20 protein-coding genes and 5 tRNA genes are annotated in these 24,945 nt (G+C 48.8%); 9 read left to right on the plus strand and 16 right to left on the minus strand.

What is annotated here, in order from left to right:
• The first annotated feature begins 121 nt into the window (after window positions 1–121).
• From ACO6VE_RS05280 to ACO6VE_RS05295, 4 genes are all read left to right on the plus strand, one after another.
• Entirely contained in the window at window positions 122–1,522 is a 1,401-nt protein-coding gene (locus tag ACO6VE_RS05280) for an inosine/guanosine kinase (protein ID WP_422445089.1), read from the plus strand.
• Between the two features lie 114 nt (window positions 1,523–1,636).
• Window positions 1,637–2,194 carry a hypothetical protein gene (locus ACO6VE_RS05285; RefSeq protein ID WP_422460096.1) on the plus strand — a complete coding sequence of 186 codons (558 nt, stop codon included), beginning with the start codon at window positions 1,637–1,639 and terminating at the stop codon, window positions 2,192–2,194.
• Window positions 2,195–2,270: 76 nt separating this feature from the next.
• On the plus strand, window positions 2,271–2,918 hold the full coding sequence (pdxH, locus tag ACO6VE_RS05290; RefSeq protein WP_101745930.1) for a pyridoxamine 5'-phosphate oxidase: 648 nt from the start codon (window positions 2,271–2,273) through the stop codon (window positions 2,916–2,918).
• A gap of 28 nt (window positions 2,919–2,946) precedes the next feature.
• Window positions 2,947–3,843: a DNA replication terminus site-binding protein gene (locus ACO6VE_RS05295; protein ID WP_422460098.1), complete on the plus strand. Its 897-nt coding sequence runs from the start codon at window positions 2,947–2,949 to the stop codon at window positions 3,841–3,843.
• Between the two features lie 174 nt (window positions 3,844–4,017).
• Here ACO6VE_RS05295 and ACO6VE_RS05300 read toward each other — a convergent pair whose 3' ends face one another.
• The 3 genes from ACO6VE_RS05300 to ACO6VE_RS05310 all read right to left on the minus strand — a co-directional run bounded on the left by ACO6VE_RS05300 (window position 4,018) and on the right by ACO6VE_RS05310 (window position 7,138).
• On the minus strand, window positions 4,018–4,260 hold the full coding sequence (locus ACO6VE_RS05300) for a GrxA family glutaredoxin (RefSeq protein ID WP_422445095.1): 243 nt from the start codon (window positions 4,258–4,260) through the stop codon (window positions 4,018–4,020).
• 74 nt (window positions 4,261–4,334) lie between these two features.
• Window positions 4,335–6,524, minus strand: a complete 2,190-nt coding sequence (locus ACO6VE_RS05305; RefSeq protein WP_422460100.1) for a tRNA(Met) cytidine acetyltransferase TmcA — start codon at window positions 6,522–6,524, stop codon at window positions 4,335–4,337.
• 5 nt (window positions 6,525–6,529) lie between these two features.
• Entirely contained in the window at window positions 6,530–7,138 is a 609-nt protein-coding gene (locus ACO6VE_RS05310) for a peptidylprolyl isomerase (protein WP_422445099.1), read from the minus strand.
• Between the two features lie 245 nt (window positions 7,139–7,383).
• Here ACO6VE_RS05310 and ACO6VE_RS05315 point away from each other — a divergent pair.
• Window positions 7,384–7,460: transfer RNA gene (locus ACO6VE_RS05315), tRNA-Pro, on the plus strand.
• Between the two features lie 334 nt (window positions 7,461–7,794).
• Here the strand turns inward: ACO6VE_RS05315 and clpX are convergent.
• The 7 genes from clpX to ACO6VE_RS05350 form a co-directional block, all read right to left on the minus strand.
• Window positions 7,795–9,093, minus strand: a complete 1,299-nt coding sequence (clpX, locus tag ACO6VE_RS05320; RefSeq protein WP_422445101.1) for an ATP-dependent Clp protease ATP-binding subunit ClpX — start codon at window positions 9,091–9,093, stop codon at window positions 7,795–7,797.
• 406 nt (window positions 9,094–9,499) lie between these two features.
• Window positions 9,500–10,150: an ATP-dependent Clp endopeptidase proteolytic subunit ClpP gene (gene clpP, locus ACO6VE_RS05325; RefSeq protein ID WP_101747729.1), complete on the minus strand. Its 651-nt coding sequence runs from the start codon at window positions 10,148–10,150 to the stop codon at window positions 9,500–9,502.
• A 192-nt stretch (window positions 10,151–10,342) separates the two neighbouring features.
• Window positions 10,343–11,686 (minus strand): trigger factor, encoded by a 1,344-nt coding sequence (gene tig / locus ACO6VE_RS05330; protein WP_422445103.1) that lies wholly within the window; start codon window positions 11,684–11,686, stop codon window positions 10,343–10,345.
• A gap of 393 nt (window positions 11,687–12,079) precedes the next feature.
• Window positions 12,080–12,164: transfer RNA gene (locus ACO6VE_RS05335), tRNA-Leu, on the minus strand.
• Window positions 12,165–12,238: 74 nt separating this feature from the next.
• Window positions 12,239–12,314 (minus strand) — tRNA-His (locus ACO6VE_RS05340).
• 76 nt (window positions 12,315–12,390) lie between these two features.
• Window positions 12,391–12,467, minus strand: a tRNA-Arg gene (locus ACO6VE_RS05345).
• Between the two features lie 17 nt (window positions 12,468–12,484).
• Window positions 12,485–12,561: transfer RNA gene (locus ACO6VE_RS05350), tRNA-Pro, on the minus strand.
• 340 nt (window positions 12,562–12,901) lie between these two features.
• Between ACO6VE_RS05350 and folD the strand changes: the two genes are divergently transcribed.
• Window positions 12,902–13,756 (plus strand): bifunctional methylenetetrahydrofolate dehydrogenase/methenyltetrahydrofolate cyclohydrolase FolD, encoded by an 855-nt coding sequence (gene folD, locus ACO6VE_RS05355; RefSeq protein WP_422445105.1) that lies wholly within the window; start codon window positions 12,902–12,904, stop codon window positions 13,754–13,756.
• A 54-nt stretch (window positions 13,757–13,810) separates the two neighbouring features.
• Here the strand turns inward: folD and ACO6VE_RS05360 are convergent, their stop codons facing one another.
• On the minus strand, window positions 13,811–15,901 hold the full coding sequence (locus ACO6VE_RS05360) for a Sip1-related alpha-galactosidase (protein WP_422460101.1): 2,091 nt from the start codon (window positions 15,899–15,901) through the stop codon (window positions 13,811–13,813).
• Between the two features lie 479 nt (window positions 15,902–16,380).
• Between ACO6VE_RS05360 and ACO6VE_RS05365 the strand changes: the two genes are divergently transcribed.
• Window positions 16,381–16,596 carry a hypothetical protein gene (locus ACO6VE_RS05365; protein ID WP_146000056.1) on the plus strand — a complete coding sequence of 72 codons (216 nt, stop codon included), beginning with the start codon at window positions 16,381–16,383 and terminating at the stop codon, window positions 16,594–16,596.
• A 7-nt stretch (window positions 16,597–16,603) separates the two neighbouring features.
• On the opposite strand, the gene rarD is transcribed toward ACO6VE_RS05365, so the two are convergent.
• The 3 genes from rarD to ACO6VE_RS05380 all read right to left on the minus strand — a co-directional run bounded on the left by rarD (window position 16,604) and on the right by ACO6VE_RS05380 (window position 18,707).
• The gene (rarD, locus tag ACO6VE_RS05370; protein ID WP_422460104.1) at window positions 16,604–17,518 is read right to left on the minus strand and encodes an EamA family transporter RarD; all 915 of its coding nucleotides are present in this window, start codon (window positions 17,516–17,518) and stop codon (window positions 16,604–16,606) included.
• Between the two features lie 146 nt (window positions 17,519–17,664).
• Complete coding sequence (locus tag ACO6VE_RS05375) at window positions 17,665–17,949, minus strand: ComEA family DNA-binding protein (RefSeq protein WP_269674461.1); 285 nt, start codon at window positions 17,947–17,949, stop codon at window positions 17,665–17,667.
• Between the two features lie 152 nt (window positions 17,950–18,101).
• Complete coding sequence (locus tag ACO6VE_RS05380; RefSeq protein WP_422445112.1) at window positions 18,102–18,707, minus strand: chalcone isomerase family protein; 606 nt, start codon at window positions 18,705–18,707, stop codon at window positions 18,102–18,104.
• 488 nt (window positions 18,708–19,195) lie between these two features.
• On the opposite strand from ACO6VE_RS05380, the gene lon reads away from it, so the two are divergent.
• On the plus strand, window positions 19,196–21,622 hold the full coding sequence (gene lon, locus ACO6VE_RS05385; protein ID WP_422460106.1) for an endopeptidase La: 2,427 nt from the start codon (window positions 19,196–19,198) through the stop codon (window positions 21,620–21,622).
• Between the two features lie 304 nt (window positions 21,623–21,926).
• Here lon and ACO6VE_RS05390 read toward each other — a convergent pair whose 3' ends face one another.
• Together ACO6VE_RS05390 and yfcD are read right to left on the minus strand one after the other, a co-directional pair.
• Window positions 21,927–22,541, minus strand: a complete 615-nt coding sequence (locus ACO6VE_RS05390) for a riboflavin synthase subunit alpha (protein ID WP_422445116.1) — start codon at window positions 22,539–22,541, stop codon at window positions 21,927–21,929.
• Window positions 22,542–22,576: 35 nt separating this feature from the next.
• Complete coding sequence (yfcD, locus tag ACO6VE_RS05395; RefSeq protein WP_101748594.1) at window positions 22,577–23,104, minus strand: NUDIX hydrolase YfcD; 528 nt, start codon at window positions 23,102–23,104, stop codon at window positions 22,577–22,579.
• 373 nt (window positions 23,105–23,477) lie between these two features.
• Here yfcD and ppnN point away from each other — a divergent pair, with 373 nt between their 5' ends.
• Window positions 23,478–24,854, plus strand: coding sequence for a nucleotide 5'-monophosphate nucleosidase PpnN (gene ppnN / locus ACO6VE_RS05400; protein WP_422460108.1), 1,377 nt, complete (start codon window positions 23,478–23,480; stop codon window positions 24,852–24,854).
• Window positions 24,855–24,945: the final 91 nt, after the last annotated feature.

Below are 24,945 nucleotides of genomic sequence, written 5' to 3' on the forward strand. Positions count from 1 at the left end.
AATAGCGGGGCTATTTGACGAAGAAGCAGGAATTTTTAGACCAATTTATCGCAACCGCAGTAGGACAGTCTTAAGTCCGACAGGCTCCTAGCATCACTGAATCAATGCACTGAATGTCAGCATGGCGCATCTTCGTGTGGACTACAACAGCAATGCACTGGTTTTCCATCGGTTTTTCATGAATAATCTGCATCCCTTCCTGATACTTCATTTTTTTGCTTTCATGAAATTCCCCGGCCGACGAAAGATCAAGCATTACTTCCCGGTCAATACCCACAATCGCTTTGATATGGAAAGCTCAGTGTTTGGCCAGGCCAACACCTATATCTGTGGTATTGATCAGAACCTGGTGGATATTACTGCCCGAGTCGATGACTCAGTACTACGGGATTATGGCCTCGATAAAGGTGCCTCTCAATGGATAGATAACGACCAGGCCAATCGTCTGTACTGTTTTCTGAACGAGCAGCAGCTTATTGAAGACCAGTTTGCCGGCGGCACCATCGGTAACACGCTTCATAATTATTCCGTGCTGGCAGATGATCGCTCCGTTCAATTTGGCGTTATGAGTAAGAACATCCAGGTGGGTGACTACGCGTATCGCTACCTCTGTAATACCAGCAGTAAAGTCGATCTTACCTGGCTTCAGCCGGTTGATGGCCCTATTGGCCGTTGCTTTGCGCTGATTACGGAAGATGGTGAGCGTACCTTCGGTATCAGTCCCGGTTTTATGAACCAGCTCAGCCCCGAGTTTATCGATGAAACAATCATCGCCGAATCTTCAGGCCTGGCGCTAAGCGCTTATACGCTGGCAAATCCTGATCTGCCAATTTATCACGCCATGGTAAAAGCAGCACAGCTGGCAAAAAAACATCAAGTTCCGGTCATTTTGACACTGGGCACCCGTGGACTGGTCAATGCCATCAAGCAACCACTGATCGAGTTTCTTAACGAATATGTCACCATTGCCGCCATGAACGAAGAAGAAGCCGAGGAATTGACTGGAGAGCCGGACCCGCTGTCATCTTCTGCGCATATGCTGCAATGGGTTGATATGGTGTTACTGACGGCTGGTGCCGAAGGTCTTTATTTAAGTGGTTATACTGAAAAAGCGCTGGCCAGGGAAACTGACAACCCTATCCGTTCCGGAGCGATCAGTGATTTTAACAGGTATGAGTTCAGCCGCCCTCTGCTGCGCGCTCACTGTGAAGAACCACTGAAAGTATACTCACACATCAGCCCCTATCTTGGCGGCCCCAAAAACATAAAAAACACCAACGGTGCAGGCGACGGTGCATTGGCAGCACTTATTCACGATATGGCTGCCAACTACTATCACCGCCAGGTATTACCAACCTCAAGCAAACACAATAAGCCCTGGGTTACCTACTCATCCTTTGCCCAGGTTTGCAAGTACGCCAACCGGGTCAGTTTTGAAGTGCTGGCACAAAGCTCTCCCCGCCTGTCCAGGGCATTGCCGGAACGGGAGATGAGCCTGGAAGACAGTTACTGGGACCAATAAACGTCGATATCATCCCTTTTTAACGATGCCAGGATCAACGGCATCGTTATTCTACCCGGCTGTCAACTGTCAGCTGCTATAGTTGTTCGATCACCTTATGCCAGAGAAACCGCAATGAAGGATTGTGTCGTCTTTTATGGTGCCAGTGTAACCAGTCGGTCAAAAACTCAGGCCCGGGAAATTATTGACCGTGCGATACATATCTGTGAGTTGCTCAAAAACTATGGTTATCATTGCCATGCCGATGTTGTTCTGGATGACAAGCTGCACAGTCGATCAGCAGCGTCCATAACCAATATCCCTGAAAAGTTTCTCAAGCTCAGTACCGAAGAACAGGTCAATAAGCTATACCCTTTTCGTGCGTCTGATCCCAATGAGCTGCATAAAGAGCTGGCCTGCTACTACTGGGGACTGGACAGTTTGAGAAACGCCCGATTCTGCCTCTGGGATTTGACTTACCCCTCCACAGGTGCGGGCTTCGAACTGGCAACCGCTCTGACACTGGGTAAAAAGTGCTTTTGTTTTTCAGAAAACACCCGAATATCATCCACCGTGTGTGGCTATCCGCTGAACTCCCTGACGATTGGCAAATATAGTGACGGGTTTGAGCAACGGTTACTTGAATTCATAAAAGCCAGTGACCGGCATTTCAATATAAACCCCGGGGAGTAGCAGAGAATCCAGGAACACTGTAAAGAATGCTGTGACGCGGTTAAAATAAAAAATCATTTAACAGTACAGTGCCGCCATGGATATCAGCCATTTAAGAGAAGAGTACACTCAGGCCGGGCTCAGTCGGGACAACCTGAAAACCAGCCCCTTTGACCAGTTTGAGCTCTGGTTCAAGCAGGCTCAGCACGCTCAGCTGGCCGAACCCAATGCCATGAGCCTTGCCACCGTTTCCGCATCAGGCATGCCATCCCTGAGAACGGTACTCCTCAAGTATTTCGACCAGTCCGGCTTTGTCTTTTTCACCAACTACAGCAGTAATAAAGCCAGGGATATTACCAGCAATCCCCACGTTGCCATTATGTTTCCCTGGGTAGCCCTTGAACGACAGGTGGTCATCCAGGGCAAGGCAGAAAAAATTTCCACGGCTGAATCACTGCGTTACTTTACCAGCCGCCCTCATGGCAGTCAGCTCGGTGCCTGGGTATCACAGCAAAGCTCGGTCATTACCGGACGTAAGGTTCTGGAATTGAAACTGGAAGAGATGAAACGCAAATTCAGGGAAGGAAAAGTGCCTCTGCCCGATTTCTGGGGTGGCTATCGCGTCGTGCCTGAGAATATGGAATTCTGGCAAGGTCGCCCAAACCGCCTGCACGATCGCTTTCAATACACCCGGTTGTCCGCAGAGAAGGGCTGTGACTGGCAAGTCGACCGCCTTTCTCCCTAAACCTCCGTCAGTATTTTATGGGCACGTTATGAGTAAAGAAACCGCTGCACGAATCGCCGTAAGGGATGCGCTTATTCAACTGGTTGAACTGAATCGCTTATTCCGGGAAGCCATTGAATCAGACCATGGCTTACCCATCTGGACCATGGAGACGGAGTCCGAATCCACAAACCAGCGTGCTCTGGCAGCGGGTATTGCCACCCGACTGACCTATATCGAAGAGCAGAACAAGCAGGAGACCGCCCGCTTAACCGGACTGGTCGGCGTTTCTGAGCAGACCTTACAACTGGGCGAAGAACTGAACCTCTGTCGTGATCAGTTTAAAACGGCGATTGCCGACTTTCGCAAGCTGTTTGGCGACAGCATCGAGGCCATTGAACAGGCATCCGATGATTTGCGGGATGGTTTACTGGGAGGGCTGCAGGTCAAACACCTGCACTTTGTGCAATGTTACCGGCAACTCAAGCTCTTTCCAGAGGCCCCGAGGCGGGTTGGTTTCAGTTGGGCTGCAAGTCACAGTGGCACGGTCAGGCTGACCGCCGAAGAAGCGATTGTCCATTTCAGAAAGAAATACATAGCCTCCGTCGCCGTTAATGAAGACATTGGCCTACTGGAAAAAATGCCCGCCAAAGAAGTGGTGGTGATCAAGCGTATACTGGCTCCCCACCTGAGGGCTAATATTACCTGGTCAAAGGATATTCAGGCGCTCAGGCAGGCGGATCCGGCACTGAAAAAACAGTATCCGGCACAGATTAACTCGCCCCTCCCCCTGTTCATTCAGCTGAAGCCGGGAGAGCCGTTACCGGAGTTTAACCGGATTCGCCCCTATGACCCCTCTGCCAGACAGGAAAGACTCCAACGCAGTGATGCCCGTCTGGTTAAAATTAACGACAATCCTCATTCAAGAATTTACCGTTATGCTTAGGAGCCTGTCGGACTTAAGACTGTCCTACTGCGGTTGCGATAAATTGGTCTAAAAATTCCTGCTTCTTCGTCAAATAGCCCCGCTATTCTCCTCAGAAGCAGAAATTTTTATCCTCAATTTCTCGCAATCCTCGCTACGGGGTCGCCTAGACGGACGCTTAAGTCCGACAGGCTCCTAGCCATCTTGTTCCCTGAGATAAGCTTCCAGGTCCGTATAACCGCCAACGTACTCCTGACCATGAAAAATCTGGGGTACCGTTTCCACTTCCTTGCCGACGGTCTTGGACAGGTCAGCCTTACTGATCCCCTCTTCGTAGATATCAACGTATTTGAAAGGCAAACCTTTCATCTCCAGCAGCTGCTTGGCTCGTACACAGAATCCACAGCCAGGACGCCCAAACACAGTAAACCGATCCATTATTTATGCTCCATCAGGTTCATAGGAAAGCACCCAGTTGGTGCAGATAAGTATTGAAGCAGGCACTAAAAATGCTATTCGGCTGATAAATGCAGCCTGCTGTGCACAGAAATTACCTCTCTCAGACGTTTCCGGGCCTGCTTTTCTCCGGAAAAATTGCAGGCTGCAACCACCTGATGCCAGGGTTGATTCTGGATCACTCGAGTGACCAGCAGCCTTGCATCCGCAGCATCTATATCACCCGTACCAAGTATTCGAAAGGTCACTCTTTTGATGACATCAATGCAATTCTCATATTGTCTCTGCCCCTCTGTAAAGGAAACCAGCTCACGCTGATTATCGCCGGACAAAGCATATTCATCACTGCCCCTGATTATCAGTGCCATCATGGCAAAGATGGTGGCAACCACCTCAAAATCAAGCCCTTTAAGTTCATCCATCAATAACCACCGCAGCTGAGCCAGGCATTTCTTATGGGCCTGATCAACCAGGCGTTGCGCTGTGCGCGATAATGGCTTGAGCATCATGGCAGAATGGGTACCACTGGCGGCGTCTCTGGACAAACCAACCCGCACGGGCACATAGCAAGAGTCGCCCCAGAACTTCAGAAGGTCATCGGTGGCACCAAACAGGGTGCCCAGGTAATCAATATGCTTGTTTGCAGCATCCTGTTGGAGTTTATCCAGCAGCATTTTGCCCAGCCCTGTTCTCTGGCAATCAGGATGAACCGCTATTCTGATGACCCGGAGTCCTTTCAGGAAGATAGCTTCCGGTAAGCCCAGGTGATTACTCAGCGATTGCGGCAGCAAATGCCCGCGAACCCTGCGCCTGCCCAGCCAGATATCATCGGCCAGTGCCGGGTCAATCCCCCCTTCTCTGGCTGCCAGAAGCACGGCGATCAACCGTTGCCGTCGATCAAAAAGACCGTAGACCTCCATGTTCCCACCATCCAGCAGATGGCGAAGGTCAAATGGCCGGGTCTGATAATGAGCGAGAACCAGCAAACCAAACAGCTGAGTTAACAAGTCTTCATTGAGCAGTAATTCTTCAGATGATATTTGCCTGAAAGTGCACTGCTGCGAATGGATACTGTCCGGCTTATCAATGGCAGCGGGCACTGCATTGAGCAGCAGCGCCCTGAAGACAAACTCTTCCAGGGGATCATCCAGCTGCCAGCGAATCGGCTCGGCCATTCTCAGCTCGTGCCACTGTGGTGTTTTGCTATCCAGAACTTTCCTGAAGCGTATGGCAAAACCCCGTCCGGTTCCTTCGTAACCGTGAATGGTTGTAGCATAGACAATCCGACTGTAGTGAGTCAGCATTTTTTCCAGCAAGGGCGTGGGAATGGCAGCGGCCTCATCAACCAGCAATAACTGGGTTGCGGGCAGTGTCTGAACCAGATCGTCCGGAGGGATAAACTGAAGTCTGCCTGAAAGACCGGCATGAGCCTCACCCAGCACTTTCCCGGCATGGTGAAAGAATACCTCTGCGGTACCTCTTGAGGGTGCGGTTATGATTATCTGCTCAACACCTTCCAGCAACAACTGTGCTGCTGCGATGCCCAGAGATGCACTTTTTCCTCTGCCCCGATCGGCCGTCAGAACCAGCGGGCGACGACGGTGCCCACGAAACACCTTGTGTATTCCCCGGACCGCCCGCATTTGTGAACGGGTTTTACAGGGGGCGGTGACCCTCTCGTCCATGTCACCCGGTGTTTTTTTATCAGGATTATTTTCAGCCTCCTGAATCCGTAATCCCCCACCCTGAGTCAAGAGAGATAACTGATTGGAGGCTTTAATCATTTGCGACAAGCGCTGCAAATATCGTCCGGAGATATCCTCAAATTGTTGAGGGTAAACCTGCATCCGGCGATGTTCAGGGTCGTGGAAAAATTGCCATTGGTCCAATGACGGTATTAACAGTACCAGAATACCACCGGCACTTAAGGTTCCACTGATGGCACCAAACGCATCGACATCAAAGCCTGCATGGGCATTAAAAATAATGTTCTGATGCTCCCTGCCTAACCGGGACAGACACTGTTTTGCCGCAATAACTTCTGAATTTGAGGCTGCAAGCTCTGGGAAACCTGCTCCAATCAGAAGAACAGACTCCGCCAGGGCTGGAACCATCTCCACCACTTGACCCTTACACCAGTCCGCATCGCCTGCACATACCAGCAAACGCCGGTGACCGAACAACCTGGCGGCTGATTTTAGTGATAGAACAAGTTCACCAGCGGTAGAAATGGTCTGTTTACTCATGGATATCAGGAAGCCTCAGACCCGGTTTTCACCGACATGCCACCCTCTTTCACAACATACGCTTTGTTGATAATAACGGAGTCAACGGGTACATCACCGTGTGGGCCACGATAACCCGTCTTCACTCTGGCAATACTGTCTACCACATCCATGCCTTTGATGACATGGCCAAAAACGGCATAACCCGGCTTATAAGGCTTACCATTGAGAAATTCATTGTCTTTGAGATTAATGAAAAACTGGGAGGTCGCACTATCAGCGATCTGGGTTCTGGCCATGGCAATAGAGCCACGACTGTTTTCCAGACGCTGATTCAGCAGAGACTCATTTTTGATCGGAGCGCGGGTGGCCCGCTGACTCATATCCGCGGCAAAGCCTCCCCCCTGAATCATGAAGTTATTAATCACCCGGTGGAATACCAGACCATTGTAAAAGCCACTTTCAACATACTCGATAAAGTTGTTGACAGTGACGGGTGCCTCTTCGGGTGCCAACATCAAAACAATATCTCCTTTGCTGGTTTCCAGAACCACCTGAAACGCTTCGATCTTCTTCTCTGCGGCTTCAGCTGACTCTGTCGCTGCACCATACGCCAGGGTAGTCAAAAAAAGCATGGTGCTTCCCAGCAGCCAGTTTCGCATCAAACGCATCTATTCTCTCCAAAGCAGAAAAAGTTAAAACCACTTTATGCAATACAAACGGATAGACAGTAAAGACTCTGAAGGAAGAAAAAAAGCCTATTCAGCATCATAGTATTTTCGACAGAGAAAAAAGCAAAAGAAATGCGCGAGGGCTTGCAAATAGTGTTTTTTAGGGTAATATACCCAGCGCCTGAAGGGGCATTTCACCCTTCTTGTGTCGGAGCGTAGCGCAGCCTGGTAGCGCACCACAATGGGGTTGTGGGGGTCGGAGGTTCAAATCCTCTCGCTCCGACCAGACACTTTTTTACCTCAATTTTCTAACCCTCTTTGAAAACCCATTCCATCGGTTTTCACGATTAGCCAACAAGCAAACTTAAATCAGAAAATCCGGTTTCTACCCTTTCATACCATCAAAGTTCTTCATCAAATAAATCTTCAGGATCAACCTGAAGGATTAAACGAACACCCCCAATCGATCATGCCGCACTTTGAATAAAAGGATTTAACAGACTTGGATTGGTCGTGCTTAATCAATCGAAGAGAGAAGCGGTAGAGTTTGAATAATGCCACTCGTCTAGCAACGAGTGGCATTTGTGCCAGGAAGGGTTTTTATTGCAAGCAATAGCAAATCACTTATCGGAAAGTGCTGCCTTCGGTGTTTCAGAATTTTCGTAAATCAACAGCGGCTCAGAGTCACCATTGATAACCGAAGCATCAATCACCACCTTGGAAATGCTCTTGTCGGAAGGTATTTCATACATTGAGTCAAGCAGTACCGCCTCCAGTATCGAGCGCAAGCCCCGAGCACCGGTTTTGCGCTCCATGGCTTTTTTGGCAACCGCACGCAGAGCTTCCTGTCTGAAATCCACTTCCACCTCTTCCATATCGAAGAGCTTGCTGTACTGCTTGGTCAGTGCATTCTTGGGCTCAACAAGGATGCGCACCAGCGCTTCTTCATCCAGCTCTTCAAGCGTTGCAATAACAGGCAGACGGCCAACAAACTCAGGGATAAGGCCGAATTTCACCAGATCTTCCGGCTCAACTTCTTTAAAGGTTTCACCCAGATCCTTTTTGTCATCCTTACTGCTGACTTGTGCAGAGAAGCCAATACCAGACTTGTCAGTACGACCACGAATCACTTTATCCAAACCGGCGAAAGCACCGCCACAGATAAAGAGAATATTGGAAGTATCAACCTGCAGAAACTCCTGCTGCGGATGCTTGCGCCCACCCTGAGGCGGTACCGATGCAACCGTACCCTCAATCAACTTGAGCAGAGCCTGCTGAACACCCTCACCGGAAACGTCACGGGTAATGGACGGGTTATCAGACTTACGGGAAATCTTGTCAATTTCATCAATGTAGACAATACCCATCTGGGCTTTTTCTACATCGTAATCGCACTTCTGCAGCAGTTTCTGAATGATATTTTCAACGTCTTCACCAACATAACCTGCTTCCGTCAGGGTCGTGGCGTCAGCAATGGTGAATGGTACGTTGAGCATACGCGCCAGCGTTTCAGCAAGCAACGTCTTACCACTTCCGGTGGGACCAATCAGCAGGATATTACTTTTACCCAGCTCGACTTCATCTTTCTTTTTGTCGCCCTTGGCATCGCCAAAACGCAGACGCTTATAGTGGTTGTACACCGCTACGGATAAGACTTTCTTGGCCCGGGGCTGGCCAATTACGTACTCGTCGAGAGTTTCCTTGATCTCGCGAGGGATTGGCAGCTTATCTGAAGACTCTTCGCCACTGCTGTCCTGAATTTCTTCACGGATGATGTCGTTGCATAGATCAACACATTCATCACATATGAATACGGAAGGGCCGGCAATCAGCTTGCGCACTTCATGCTGACTCTTTCCGCAGAAAGAGCAGTACAACAACTTGCTGTCTTCACCCTTGCCGCTTGTTTCGTCGGTCATTCGATTACCCTGTTATACGGACAATGCCTGCCCTGCACTCTCCAGTGAAAATAGACAATGAAAATAGACCTGTCAGTCAAACTGATCAAAGCCCATTTCATGATTCACAATTACATGCCTGATAAGATGCAGGCATCGAGGCATGTTTTCAAGTGCTTGATCCGCTTGATACCAGAATTCATGCCCTGACCATCCGGGACCATGCATGTTTCTGGAAAGCTATTTTGATAGAGTCCTCCATACCAAGAGAACCCATCCAATGAGTTAGTGTTCAACGACTTTGGATAAAAATCAACCTGCATGCGCTATAAATAATGAAAATAGCACACTTTACAGAGGCTATTTTCATTGATTGCGGAGCATATCGCCGGAGATCACAAAAGAGCCATCAGCTCAATCGCCCAGCTTATTTTTTGTCTTTATTGCCGTCTTCACCACGACGATTCATGACCTGGTCGATCAGGCCATACTCAACTGCCTCATCGCCATTCATAAAGTTGTCACGGTCAGTATCACGCTCAATGACTTCAAGAGGCTGGCCGGTATGGTGAGCCAGAACATGGTTCAGCTTACTGCGAATGCTCAGAATCTCACGGGCATGAATTTCGATATCTGACGCCTGGCCCTGGAATCCTCCCAGCGGCTGGTGAATCATTACCCTGGAGTGTGGCAGACAATAACGTTTACCAGCAGCACCACCAGCCAGCAACAAAGCACCCATGCTCGCAGCCTGACCAATACACATGGTGGATACATCCGGCTTGATAAACTGCATGGTGTCATAAATAGACATCCCGGCAGTTACCGATCCACCCGGTGAATTAATGTACAGGTGAATATCCTTGTCCGGATTTTCCGATTCAAGGAACAGCAGCTGAGCAACCACCAGATTTGCCATGTGATCTTCAACCTGGCCCACCAGGAAGATCACTCGCTCTTTAAGGAGGCGGGAATAGATATCGTAAGAGCGCTCACCTCTGGCTGATTGTTCAACAACAATAGGTACCAGTCCTGAGTTGGTGATCGCAACGGCGTGCGGGTCTATCAGATTGGACATATCCTGTCTTAACTCCTTGCCAAGTCGAAGAAAAGCGACTGACCTGTCAGTCATATAAACTGAAAGATTAGTCGCTTGCATACCAGATTAAAACGACCAGAGCCGGTAAAACCTTAGCTGCTTGTCAGGGGAACTGGCCAATCAACCAGCAACTCCCCTCGCTCTTCATAAAATGCTCTTCTACAAGCGGTATCAGGCGGACTCTTCCTGCTCTGCCTCTTCAGTTTCAGCTGCACGCTCAGCAGGCTTGATAGCGTCCTGATAGCTGCATGCCAGTTCTGAAACCTGGGCCGCTTCCAGAATAGTATCTACTACCTGCTCTTCCAGAACAACATACTTGATCTGAGACAGCTGCTCATCGTTGCTGTAGTACCAGTCGATAACCTGCTGAGGCTCCTGGTAAGCGGAAGCCATCTCTTCAATCATGGCACGCACACGCTCATCATCAACCTTGACTTCACGCTGCTTAACCACTTCACCAATCAACAGACCCAGGGCAACACGCTTTTTGGCATCAGCTTCAAACAGCTCTGCTGGCAGCTGCTTTGGATCAAAACCACCTTTCATGCCGCCGAACTGCTGTACCGCCTGTTCGCGCATACGGTCGATTTCCTGAGAAGTCAGGGCAGAAGGCACTTCCACCTCATGAATCTTCAACAGGCCATCCATTACCTGATTCTTGACTTTGTTTTTAACTGCCTGACGCAGTTCACGCTCCATATTTCTGGACACTTCCGTACGGAAACCTTCCAGACCACCTTCGCTTACGCCAAAGCGAGCAAAAAACTCGTCATTCAGTTCAGGCAGTGCGGGTGCAGCCACCTTGTGGACCTTGCAGGCAAACTCAACAGACTGACCTGCCAGATCTTTCGCCTGATAATCTTCAGGGAAAGTCAGGGACAGCACTTTCTCTTCACCGGCAGACACTCCCACCAGGCCATCTTCAAAGCCCGGAATCATGCGGCCAGAGCCCAGCTCCAGAGTTGAGTTCTCTGCGCTGCCACCTTCGAAAGCTTCTCCGTCTTTGGTGCCAACATAGTCAAAGGTAATGCGGTCGCCCAGTTCAGCAGCACGCTCAACGTCAGCAAACGTTGTGCTCTGCTTGCGCAGGGTTTCGATCATTTCGTCTACATCAGACTCCTGAACCTCAGCAATCGGACGCTCAACAACAATGCCGCTGAAATCATTCAGAGCAATTTCAGGGTAGACTTCAAAGGTAGCAACAAAGGTAAATCCTTCGTCGTTATCAGACAGGGCTTCAACAGATGGTGCACCGGCAGGGTTCAGATCCTGCTCCTGAATAGCCTCAATGAAGGAAGACTGCATCATCTCGCCGAGCACTTCCTGTCTGGCACCGGCACCGTAACGACGCTTGACCACTTTCATTGGAACCTTGCCGGGGCGGAAGCCATCCAGACGAACACGTCGGGACAGGTCCTGCAGACGCTTATTCACTTCACCATCAATATCAGCAAACGGGATAGTGATAGTCAGCTTGCGCTCAATACCGGAAGTCATTTCAAGGGAGACTTGCATTTTTGTTCCTCAACACCAAAACCTGTGTAAACAATGGGCCAAAAGGCGAATAGACTAGCAAATGCTTCCGGAAAATGCACAAACACGTTCTGTCACACTGGATCCGGGCAAGGTAAAGGAACACTTTTTATTAAAACATTCCCGTTCCCTACAGGATTTGCACCACTCTCACTTCTCAACGGTAAAAACCAACGAACAAAGCAGACTTTACCTGAAAAGCGTATTTAAAAGACCCAAAACACAGCAGCCCTGGCTCAGCTTTTCCTATCTGCACTATTCATATACGTTTCCCCGAAGCTAAGGACTAGTGGGTCCATACACCCCCCATCAGGGCAGTTTCTTTGGATGAAACATACAAAAACGGGGATAAGCATACTTATCCCCGTTAATGACTGGTGCGGAAGGAGAGACTCGAACTCTCACACCTTGCGGCACTGGAACCTAAATCCAGCGTGTCTACCAATTTCACCACTTCCGCTCACAATGTTTCCACGAAGCACGCAAAACACTGTATTTTTCAGGCCATCCAAAACACCCGGACAACCGTTAACCTGGGGTGGGCGAAGGGGCTCGAACCCTCGACCGCCGGAATCACAATCCGGAGCTCTGCCAACTGAGCTACGCCCACCAGTAACTGACCGAAAGACTATTCAAATTGAACCAAAGAATCAAGCATAAGGCAGGATAAATGGCCATCTGAAAAATGGCGCACCCGGCAGGATTCGAACCTGCGACCATCCGCTTAGAAGGCGGATGCTCTATCCAACTGAGCTACGGGCGCTTAATCATCTTTCTGACTGGTCGGGGTAGAGAGATTCGAACTCCCGACATCCTGCTCCCAAAGCAGGCGCGCTACCAGACTGCGCTATACCCCGAAATTTTCCAGCTACTTTCAGGAAATCCCGAAAAGTTCCGCTGGTCAACGGCGACGAATACTACTCACAAGCATGGCGCTCGTCAATTGCCATATGCATTTTTTGATCCACATAGCAGTTCAGATAATGCAGGAAACTTCTTCGTCTGAATGACCATACCAATCTGTCTGAAAAAAAAACCACCATGCTCACCCTTTATATCGAACAGACTTCATATAGGTTGAACCAGTGGCTTTATCAGCAGGCTGTTGTGTCAACAGAGCCTGAGCACTGTTAAACTAACGGTCATTTTCAATATTCGCCAATCAACCAATATTGTCAGCAACAGGCTTCAGCACATATGACAGCAAAAATTATTGATGGCAAAGCCATTGCCCTGCAACTGACCGACGCCATCGCCGAACAGGTGAAAAAAAGAACTTCACAGGGTCTCAGGGCTCCGGGGCTGGCGGTTATTCTGATTGGTGATGACCCGGCTTCCAAGGTTTATGTCGGCAAGAAAAGACAGGACTGTGAAAGGGTGGGTTTCAAATCCATATCCCACGACCTGCCAGCCTCCACCAGCGAACAGTATCTGCTGGAGTTAATTGACAGCCTCAATGATGATCCGGCCATTGATGGTATTCTTGTACAATTACCCCTGCCTGAACACATCAACTGCGAACTGGTGATTGAACGCATCCGTCCGGATAAAGACGTCGATGGCTTTCATCCTTACAACATTGGCAGGCTGGTTCAGCGCATTCCACTGTTGCGCCCCTGCACACCAAAAGGTGTGATGACACTGCTGGAAAGCACAGGCCAGCCCATTCGTGGCAAGAACGCCGTTATTGTCGGTGCCTCCAATATTGTCGGTCGACCAATGACCATGGAACTGTTACTGGCCGGCTGCACTACAACCACCACGCATCGCTTTACCGAGGACCTGGCCGCTGAAGTAGCCCGGGCAGACATTCTGGTGGTTGGCGCAGGCAAGCCCGGACTGGTTAAAGGTGCCTGGGTAAAGCCCGGTGCCGTGGTGATTGATATTGGCATCAACCGTATGGATGATGGCCGACTGGTGGGTGATGTGGAGTTTGATGTTGCCAGAGAAAGAGCCTCATGGATTACCCCGGTTCCCGGCGGTGTTGGCCCGATGACCGTGGCGACACTCTTGGAAAACACACTGTATGCAGCAGATCATCTGCATTACTGAGCCGAGAAAAGAGCGTTCAAGATTAAGACCGGCAGCTTCACTGCCGGATCCATCTTAGGACTTCAGACTGGCCAGACATTCCAGAAAGATTTCATCTTCCCACTCAGAGCAATCAATAAGGTACATATTACCCGACTCCTCCCACTCATAATCCTGCCCGTTGATTCGAACCTCCAGAATCGGGTGCTCACTGTAAATTAACAGCCTGCCTCCCTGCCTGAGTCGGCTTTCAAGGCGAACACCGCTATCTTTCCAGCACACCACCTGATCAACTATGGCACAGGCTGGCAGAATCTTATCTTCCAGCCCAAGACAGACCAATGACTCTTCAGGATAAAACAGCAGCAGATCTGCCCCATTCTGCCCAAGCCGTATTTCCGGCAGCTCAGAATGGCTGAAACATTGCCGTCGGGTCGGCCAGTATACCAACCATTCACCACTGTCATTTTCCAGGGGTGACGCAGTGATACGCTCAGTAATCGGTTGGTGATCTTCGGCAATATTGAATAAGGCAAGGACTCCCACTGCCCCAATCCGATTGGTCACTTTGAGTAACTTCCCGGAATAGAGAGGGTTTTCAAATAGCTGTTCCCGAGCCACCTTTCCCTGCTGGTCACAGCGAACCACCCGACCATTATTAAACACCAGCTTCATCAGTTGCTCTGCATCAGTCTGCCCAACCGGATCGCTGGTATAAATGGGTCCGCCACTCACCGCCCTGAGCAGCGCATGGGCATCAGAGTCTTCGTGAATGGTCCACCACATATCCCAGTCACCTATAAAAAAGGCATCATGAAACACCGCGTTATAGGCATTCTGCAGTGCATGCTCCTGGAGATTACCGCTTTTCTTTGGGAAAAAATCATCACTATTACGCGCAAGAGCTGATGACGGTCGGTTCCACAGCTGATCGCTGGCCATCCCCATGCAGTTGATCAGTTGTCCGTTAAAATGCAGCCCCGTTGACGCTTCAAGGGCCTGATGCGCTACCCGGGATACTCTTCCGGGAAAATCCCGGTATCTATAGTGGTTGGCAAGATTGCTCTGAACATCGACTTTAATGAAATCAACGCCCTGCCGGGCCAGATAGTCGTGCCAGCCGTGCCAGAAGCGAAATGCATCCCCTTCTGAGGTTGGGGGTAACCTTCTTGATGAATCCAGTTCATCCAAAGGGACAGGAAAGCTGGCTTCGGCATCGATCCCTTCCCACTGCCCGGTCAGAGCATGCCACACCCCCATCCAGGGAATACCGTAGTCATCCTGAAGAGTCTGCTTTAAACCGGTAAGTCCAGCCGGAAACTTCTTCCGATCTTCCTTCCAGGACAACAGCCGACGATCTTTCTCTTCCGACCAGCCATCATCCACCAGCATCCATTTTACCGGAACCCTTTTGGAGTAAAACTCCTGAGCTTTTGCAGCAACAGCCTCCTCAGTCACATCAAGATAACAGGCATCCCAACTGCACCAGCCGAGATAGTTAAACACCTCAGGCAAGGTACGCTGCTCTCTTGGTCTGGAATAGTACGATAGATGGTGACGCCCCAACTGCACATTGTTATTGATCAGTGAAAATGGATCTGTACTGACACCATAAATGGCAATCAGGCCCGAAAAATCTCTAACACCCGACTTTGAAGGACCCGCCACCAACTCAATGCCAGCGACGTCCCCACCCTGAAATTCACAGCGAACCTGCTCATCACATACGGCCAACAGATGGTGATACTCTTCCCCCAGACCGTACAGCAAAGACTGTGTTTTCTCTGGCAGATTGTTAAGGGCGCAATCAAAATGCGGCCGCGTCCACCAACTGTTATAAAGATAATGGGCACACAAACCGGAAATATCACCCAGAGAGGCGATATTGATTCTGACGGCGCAACGGGGATGCCAACTGCGCCCCGGCCAACTAACTCCCTTGCTAATCTCAGCATTCAGAGATAACAACAGCTGTCTTCCTTTGGTCTCCAGAGACAACCTGACAGACAGCCAGTCATCGTGAACAAATATCCCCGACTGCTCTGACCATGGCAGAGCATATTCCTCACCATTATCCAAACGGACATAAACAGTGATCCCCTGACATACTGCTGCCTGGTCATAACACAGATTTACCAGCTGGTCTTTTTCACGAAGAGAATACATAACTGCCTCAACTGCATCTTGGAAAGAACAATGTCATCCTTTGCCTACAGTATTTCTCAAAATCGGATATACGGCAGTGAAAATCTAATAAATTGCTTATCCGTGATATAAAACGACAGCCCGATAAGCTGATTAGCACGGAAATTTTGCAAGATGAAAACCGCTGAAAATGTTACCCACGCAAGGAAAACCAACGGAAAGGTAACACCTTTTACCAACAACACACGCCAAAAATCACAAACAGAGCTTTAGAGCGAAGAGCGCCTAAGTCATTCAACCCTGAACAACTGAAGCACAAACAGCGAAAGTACACTACATCAGGCATGTGGAACAAAGTAGAAAACCACGCCGTCAAAAAAATGGCATGCAGTATGCATACCATTTAGCGTTCCATGTCAGCACCCGGTTTAATGGAATAAGCCCTGCTGCCGACATCTTTTGTCTTCGTTACTTTTGTCAGAATCATCCAGGACTCTTCAATGAACAAACCATCACTCAGTAGCATGGAAGCCTATCTCAGACAGATGGGTATGGTGCCCCTTCCCGAAACCCCTGGCGACCTTGAAAAAGAGTACTACCGACAGATTTACCGGGTGCTGCCCAGAGAGCAGGCTTTATCACTCCCAGTCAGGAAAGCCCGCTCAAAAACCTCTATCAAGAAAAGTAAAGAAAAAGACACCCCTGACAGACAGTAAACCAGACCTACTCAGCGTGAGGGACTTCCAATCGTTCACGCTGTCGCTTATGTCGAAACAGGCCATCCAGCGTAAAAATGACCAGTGCGAGCCATATCAAAGCGAAAGTAGCCATCTGCACCACACCCAGCGGCTCATTATAAATTGTCACACCCACCAGAAATGAAATGGATGGTGCCAGATACTGCATGATTCCCAACACAGTCAACGGCAACTTTTGAGCCGCCATATTGAACAACACCAGAGGTATGGTGGTCACAAACCCGGACAGGGCAAGGAGAAGACTGGTATCCGGATCAGAAAAGCGAAAAGCATGCAAATCATTACCCATCAACCACAGGAAATAGAAAGCGGCGGGAGGCATCAACAGCAATGTCTCAATAGCCAGTCCAGAGGTCGCATCGACATTAATCCTTTTCCGGATCAAGCCATAGAACCCGAAACACAAGGCCAGTACAAAAGCGACCCAGGGCAGTTTACCCAGCAAAAACATCTGAATTGATACCGCCGCTGCTGCTATAAACACCGCCAGCATCTGGTATCGGGTCAGACGTTCCCCCAGAAAACAGTAGCCAAAAAAAACGCTGATCAGCGGGTTGATGTAATAACCGAGGCTGGTTTCCAGAATCCTGTCATTGGTCACTCCCCAGATAAAACAGAGCCAGTTTCCAGCAATAAACAGCGACGACAAAACCAACCACCCCAGTATCCGGGGTGACTTTATTATCTCAAGGATCCTTTTCAGTTTACGGCGAAAAGATAAAAAGCAAACCAGCAAAAGTGATGACCAGAAAACCCGATGAGCAAGCACCTCCAAAGGAGACACCTGTTCAACAATCTTGAAATAGATGGGGATCAGCCCCCACAAAGCAAATGCCCCGACGGCAAACGTCAGGCCAGACTGTACTCCTGCGTCTCTCACAAATCCCCCACATCAGACCCATAGCATCCTCGGGATGCCAGGAAAAATAACAGCCCATTCAGATTTTGCATTGTAGAAACAACGAAACCCTAGATAAAACATTAACTGAAGAAGCCTGAACTCATCCAGGCTCCTGGCGAGACAGATCAGTCAAAAACTATACGATTTTTATTTTTATCCAGCATTCTGCTGCCAACATATTTAACCTTATCCAAATCATCAAAGCTCTGATAAGGGCCATGCTGATCACGATGCTTGACAATTTCCATTGCGATGCGGGGTCCAACCCCGAGAAGTCCTTTGTCCAGCTGCTCCATGTTTGCCTGATTCACATTAACTTTCTGATCACCAGACCGGGCTTTCTGGTCAGCCCCAAAGACAGAGATACTGAAAAAAGATGCACCTAAAAAGACGAGGGTTTTGATATCCATATCAATGACTCCTTAAAATTGATAACTAATCCGCTATTGATAGATTGTCTATAAAACAGCTTTGTTGAATAAACCATCCTTAAGAACATTCAAGGCAATGCCTGGGATAACTGCAAGACAAAAAATCCCGGGCAGATAAGCGGATCAAATTATCACGCAGCCGGAGCAACCCCCAAAACCTGCTCTTTAAAAGGCTTACTGGGTGGTGTCTCACCAATCCACACTCGCAGGAACAGATTGAACAACTCTTTACTGGCAGGAACGATACCTTTCTCATCACCGGCAATTTCAATCCGCAACCCTTTACCCGGAAGGTACTCAAACACAGCCTGTTCACCTTTTTTCATTGAGCCATCAACCAGTGTAAAGATTTTCTCAAGGTCCTCTTTCACCGCTTCCTGCTCATCGGGTGGGCTGTTCAATTGGATGGATTCATAAAAGGCATTGGCTATCCGTCGGGCGCTCATTTTTGACACCAGCATAACAAATGCCATTCGTTGATGCGTGTCAGAGGCATAAATCTCTTCAGGGCTACTGGTCGGCTCTTCCAGATAAAGAGCACCGATATACCCTTTAACCATCAGATACCATGACCTGACTGCCGCACCCTGCAATTTAAGCTCTGGCTTATCACCCTCCGCCGCAATAGTGTCTGGCAGGTCGTACTTATTAATGACAAGTGCATTAACAGGCAATGACAGCAACATAAGCAAGGCAGTTAAAAGAGGAATACGATAAAAAGAGTCATAGTTTTGCATACTACACACCTTATTATTATTGTCAGGAAATACTATCCCACTTAATTGGCAGCTTCCAGCCTACTGAGCTGTAACCACTTCGACATTTCATAGCCTGGCCGCCAGCGCAGCAGGTCAGGCAATCATACTATGCACAGGGTTTAAGCTGCCATGATCTTTACCTGTATTGTCACTCCAGAGGCTGATTGCCGTCATTAAATTGTCACCATTTCATCAGCCATAACTTTCATGAGCAGTGGATAAAACCCTCTCCATTACCACTGGTCAGCAGCCCAATATTCCCGTTACCAATCCTGACTATCTAAACCATACTTAAGTGCACTGACTATTGAAATTACTGGATAAGCCTCAAAATAGACTATCCAGAACACAAGGTTGAAGCACTGAGTAATGGGTTAGCCCAAGCTTCCTTAAAGCCCGCTACACCATACCTTTGCAACAGAATATCAACCAGACTTTCCTGTTAAACCAGCTTTTGCAGACAGACTATGACAGATCAGGATCCAAACAACCCCGAAGTGCTCGATGGGGACGAAGACAGTCAAAAAACCAGTACCGGACTTGTACTTCCACACCAGTCACTACCAGACAAACTCTATCTAATCCCCGTTTCGAACCGCCCTTTCTTTCCTGCACAGGTACAACCGTTAGTATTCAGCAATGAGGAGTGGGGAGAAACACTGCAACGTGTTGGCCAGAGCCCTCATAAAGCGGTTGGTCTCAGCTTTGTTGGCCGAATGCCCGGCATAGACGTTGCGCCGGAAGATTTTCCCCAGGTAGGTTGCGTTGTCAAAATCCATAATATTGTGTCAGACAATGACCAGGTTCAGTTTATTGCCCTGGGAATGCAACGTTTCAGAATACGACAATGGTTACGTCGCCGGCCTCCTTACCTGGTTCAGGTCGACTATATCGATACCCCTGAAGACGACAGTGATGAAGTAAAAGCCTATGCACTGGCACTGATCCAGGCGATCAAAGAGCTTATCCCGCTGAATCCTCTGTACAGCGAGGAGCTGAAAAATTATCTGAACCGCTTCAGTCCCAAAGACCCCTCCCCCCTGGCAGATTTTGCAGCGGCTATTACCACCGCTCCCGGACAGGAGCTGCAGGAAGTACTGGAAACCATCCCTGTTCAACGCAGGATGGAAAAGGTACTGGTGTTGATTCGCAAAGAGCAGGAGGTCGCCCGCCTTCAGAGTGAAATCAATGCGGAAGTTAACCGGAAAATCAGTAATCATCAGCGCGAGTTCTTCTTGAAGGAACAGCTTAAAGTCATTCAAAAAGAGCTGGGCATATCGAAAGATGACCGAACTGCTGAGATTGAACAGTTCGAGCAGAGACTGGCAAAGCTGATCGTCCCTGAAAGTGCCAGGAGCAAAATCGATGATGAGCTGAAAAAGCTGTCTATTCTGGAAACCGGCTCCCCGGAATACGCTGTTTGCAGAAATTATCTCGATTGGGCGACATCTGTCCCTTTTGGCCTGTACTCTGAAGATAACCTCGATCTTCATCACGCAAGAAACGTACTCAGTTCCGACCATGATGGTCTTGAGGATGTTAAAGAGCGCATTGTTGAGTTTCTGGCAGTGGGTGCTTACCGGAAAGAAGTATCCGGCTCCATTATGTTGCTGGTAGGCCCTCCGGGTGTGGGCAAAACCTCTATTGGCAAGTCCGTCGCCAAAGCTCTGGACCGAAAATTTTACCGTTTCAGTTTGGGCGGCATGAGAGATGAAGCTGAGATTAAAGGACATCGTCGTACTTATATTGGAGCGATGCCCGGAAAGCTGATTCAGGCACTGAAGGAAGTAGAAGTCTCCAATCCGGTCATCATGCTTGATGAGATTGATAAAATTGGTGCGTCCTTCCGTGGTGATCCCGCATCGGCACTGCTGGAGGTATTGGATCCTGAGCAGAACAGCGAGTTTCTTGACCACTATCTGGACATGAGAATTGATCTGTCAAAAGTCCTGTTCATTTGCACAGCCAATCAGTTGGATACTATCCCGGGACCACTGCTTGATCGAATGGATGTAATCAGGCTGTCCGGCTATATCACCGAAGAGAAGGTAGCGATTGCCAAGAATCACTTATGGCCCAAACAACTGAACAAAGCAGGACTGAAAAAGAGCCAGCTTAGAATCTCAGATACAACCTTCCGTAAAATTATTGATGGTTATGCCCGGGAAGCAGGGGTTCGTCACTTTGAGAAATTATTGCAAAAAATCATTCGCAAAGTTGTCGTCAAATTCCTGGAAAATGATGAACACAAGCTGACGGTTTCGGCTAAAAATCTGGAAGACTTTCTCGGAGCCCCCTACTTTCGTAAAGAAAAAACCATGGAAGGTCTTGGCATAGTTACCGGTCTTGCCTGGACCGCAATGGGGGGTGCCACACTCCCTGTTGAAGCCTGCCTGATACATCAGCAAAGAGCCGGTTTTAAACTGACTGGCAAGCTGGGTGAGGTGATGAAAGAGTCGGCTGAAATCTCCTACAGCTATACTACCAGTCACGCCAAAAAGCTGGGTATTCAGGAAGACTTTCTGAAAACTGCATTTATACACCTCCATGTTCCGGAAGGTGCCACCCCGAAAGATGGCCCCAGTGCCGGTGTCACCATGACAACCGCTTTAATCTCTCTGGCCAAAGGCATTAAACCCCTGAAAAATCTGGCGATGACCGGAGAGCTGACCCTGACAGGCAAAGTATTGGCTGTGGGCGGTATCAGAGAAAAGGTAATTGCTGCCCGACGGCAGGGAATTATGAACCTGGTTCTTCCGGAAGATAACCGCAGAGACTTTGATGAGCTACCGGATTACATCCGTGAAGGCATCTCTGTGCATTTTGCCAGCCAATACGAGGACGTCTATAGAATTGCATTTCCAGCGGTCAGCAAAAGCAAAGGAAAAAAGTAAGTAGAGCCAACCGTACTCTGCTGTAAATAAAAAACGCCACCCGATCAGGTGGCGCTTTCTTAATCACTCTTACAATAGCAGCGGGATCTAATCCCGTTTGGACACGCTAGTGAGCACTTTTATTGTGGGCCGTGCGGCAAAATTTTTCAAATGATATATAAGACGTAATAAGCATATTAAAGTTTTTTAAAATAGCAGAAAAACAATGAGGAAACAGATACCGGAACGACACAGGGTTGTAGCTCAAGAATTTGCAACCCTGCGAAAGCATAAAAAGGTTCAGAGAACTATATCACCACACATATCATAACCTGGTTGATTCCAGATAACTTTTCACCGTAGTGACAATCGCCTGAGTCTGGCTGTCTATTTCCAGGTTAACTCTATCGCCAACTTCCGCTGTACCAAATGACGTCATTCTTAAGGTTTCCGGAATAAGATGGATACAAAAGCGCCCTCCCTCAACCTTCTCACCAATAGTCAAACTACAGCCATTCAGAGACACATAGCCTTTAGGCAGAATATAGTCTTGCCATTCAGAAGCAAATTGAAAGAATACTGTCACATTGTTTTCTTCCTGCTTAATGTCACAAATCTCAACCGTATCGTGAATATGACCAGAGAGAAGATGCCCGCCAATTTCGTCACCAAAGCGTGCAGCTCTTTCAATATTGACTTTATCACCTTCTCCCAACGCCCCCAGGTTAGTAACCCTCAGGGTCTCTTTCATCACATCGAAAGTGGCACTTTCCCGGTCAAAAGCAGTAACTGTCAAACAGCATCCATTCACTGCAATACTGGCTCCGGTTTCCAAGCCTTCCAGCAATGTGGACGGCAACAGCACAGTAATACGATTCAGTTCGTTGAATTTTTCAATTCGACCAACCGGAAAAAATCCCTTCACAATACCTGTAAACATACACTACCTATCGTCGCCAAACACGTTGGCCTACATCAGAATGTTTTGAGACAGTGAACCAGTCTCTCAAGAGCAACCAGACTGTCTGGCGTATAATTTCGGTGGTTGTGGTTCGCCAGCACCTCGTCCGGTGATTCCAGCACCACACTGGCAACCTCTTCTTCCTGGAGGGTCAAAGGACCATCATAATAACAGCTGTAGACCCTGCCCCAGACCTGACAATCATCATTATGGAAAAAAAAGTGAAAATGCGAAGTGATGGGCACATTCTCGATACCAAGCTCCTCAGCCAGCTCCCGTTCAGCCGCCTGATCGTAGCTTTCCCCTTCGGTAACCACGCCCCCTGTAGCGGGATCAAAGTAGCCCGGATAAATATCCTTATTCAGGGTCCTCTCCTGAACATACAGCTGCCCTGCTGAATTGAAGACAAAAATATAGGTTGCCCTGTGGCAGAGTGCTTCTTCTCGCATCTTCCCCCTGGGAACGGACCCGAGAACAAAATTATGGTCATCAACCACCACCACACTTTCCACAGACGCTTCCACCTCTTGCTGGCCAGGCATCGAGATCTCCTGTTATCTGTCATTCATTTATTATTGTGGCAACATCTTATATCAAGCTATTGGTAATCGAAAACAGAAAATACCAGTCAACATTCAACAAAAAGGCAAAGGCGTTTGTGACATCTCTGCCAATTTGTCAGAGCGGCATCATTCCGTCAAGACTGATCATAAGCGACCAAAACCGGTATAATTTGCTTATTGCAATAGGAATTTTAATTTTCCCAATCAGTAAAAACGGTAATTTTCACTCGATTTCAACCCACAGGATCCGATAGTTAGTTAAATATAATTTTGTCCTGACCAGCACCCATTACTGCCATAACCACCGAAACCGTGCTGTCAGACACCGAACACCATCCTTTAAGGGGGCATAATGAGTAAACCTAATGTAGTCTCCGCCATTGTTAACCCGGTTGGCTCCATGCGAGTACTGTCCAGCCGGGAAGTCAATATTCTTCAGGATAATACCAAAGCTGGCCTGCATCGCCTGTTCCGCCAGTGCGCCCTGGCTGTGTTAAGTGATGAGATGGAAGGTGACAGCGCAGAAGAGCTGTTACAAACCTACTCCGAATTTGATATCCGCATTGTTCAGGAACACCGTGGACTGAAACTAGAACTGATCAATGCACCGGCGTCTGCATTTGTTGATAAAAAACTGATCCGGGGTGTCAGGGAAAACCTGTTTTCCGTACTCAGGGATATTCTCTATGTTTCGTCCCTGATCACCAGCGACAAGCGTTTCGATCACGGAAGTTCATCCGACATCACACACCTGGTGTTTGAGGTGCTCAGAAATGCCAACGCCTTTATCACCAAACAGACGCCCAATATCGTGGTCTGCTGGGGTGGACACTCCATTGGCCGTGATGAATATGAATACACGAAACTGGTCGGTTATCAACTGGGCCTCAGAAGAATGAATATCTGCACCGGCTGCGGTCCCGGTGCGATGAAGGGGCCGATGAAAGGTGCCTACATTGGCCATGCCAAGCAGCGGATCAGTCATGGTCGTTTTATTGGGCTGACCGAGCCTGGCATTATTGCTGCCGAGTCTCCTAACCCGATTGTCAATGAGCTGGTTATCCTGCCCGATATCGAAAAACGTCTGGAAGCCTTTGTCCGTCTGGGGCATGGCATCATTGTATTTCCGGGTGGACCGGGAACCTGTGAAGAGATTCTTTACCTGATCGGTATTCTCCTGCACCCGGACAATAAAGACATTCCCCTGACCATGATCCTGACAGGGCCCGCCGGGTCAGAAGCTTACTTTGAACAGATTGACAACTTCATTGGCAATACACTGGGCAAAGAGGCGCAGGAAAAGTACCAGATCATCGTCAATGATCCAGCCAGGGTTGCCACAATCATGGCCCGTGGCCTGGAAAAAGTAACCCGCTTCCGTCGTCGACTTGGGGATGCCTACTACTTTAACTGGCTGCTAAAGATTGACCAGGAGTTCCAGCAGCCTTTCGAGCCCACCCATGAAAACATGGCCAGCCAGGAACTGCACAGCAATCTCCCGGCCCACCAGCTGGCAGCCAACCTCCGTCGTGTTATGTCGGGCATTGTTGCCGGGAATATCAAGGAAGACGGTGTTAACCTGATCCGTGAGCATGGCCCTTATAAGCTCAGTGGTGAACCGGGCCTGATGAAACAGATGGACACCCTTCTGCAATCGTTTGTTGATCAGCACCGGATGAAACTGCCCGGAAGCCACTACCAACCCTGCTACGAAATCATTGAATCCTGACTTTTTGTCAATTCCACCTGAAGAGGCCGCTTCGGCTTCTTCAGACGCTGCCTGCGTAAATCACAAATACCGAAACAGCCATTCACAGAAA

This window comes from Endozoicomonas sp. ALB115, from assembly GCF_049310245.1.
Taxonomy (GTDB): Bacteria; Pseudomonadota; Gammaproteobacteria; order Pseudomonadales; family Endozoicomonadaceae; genus Endozoicomonas.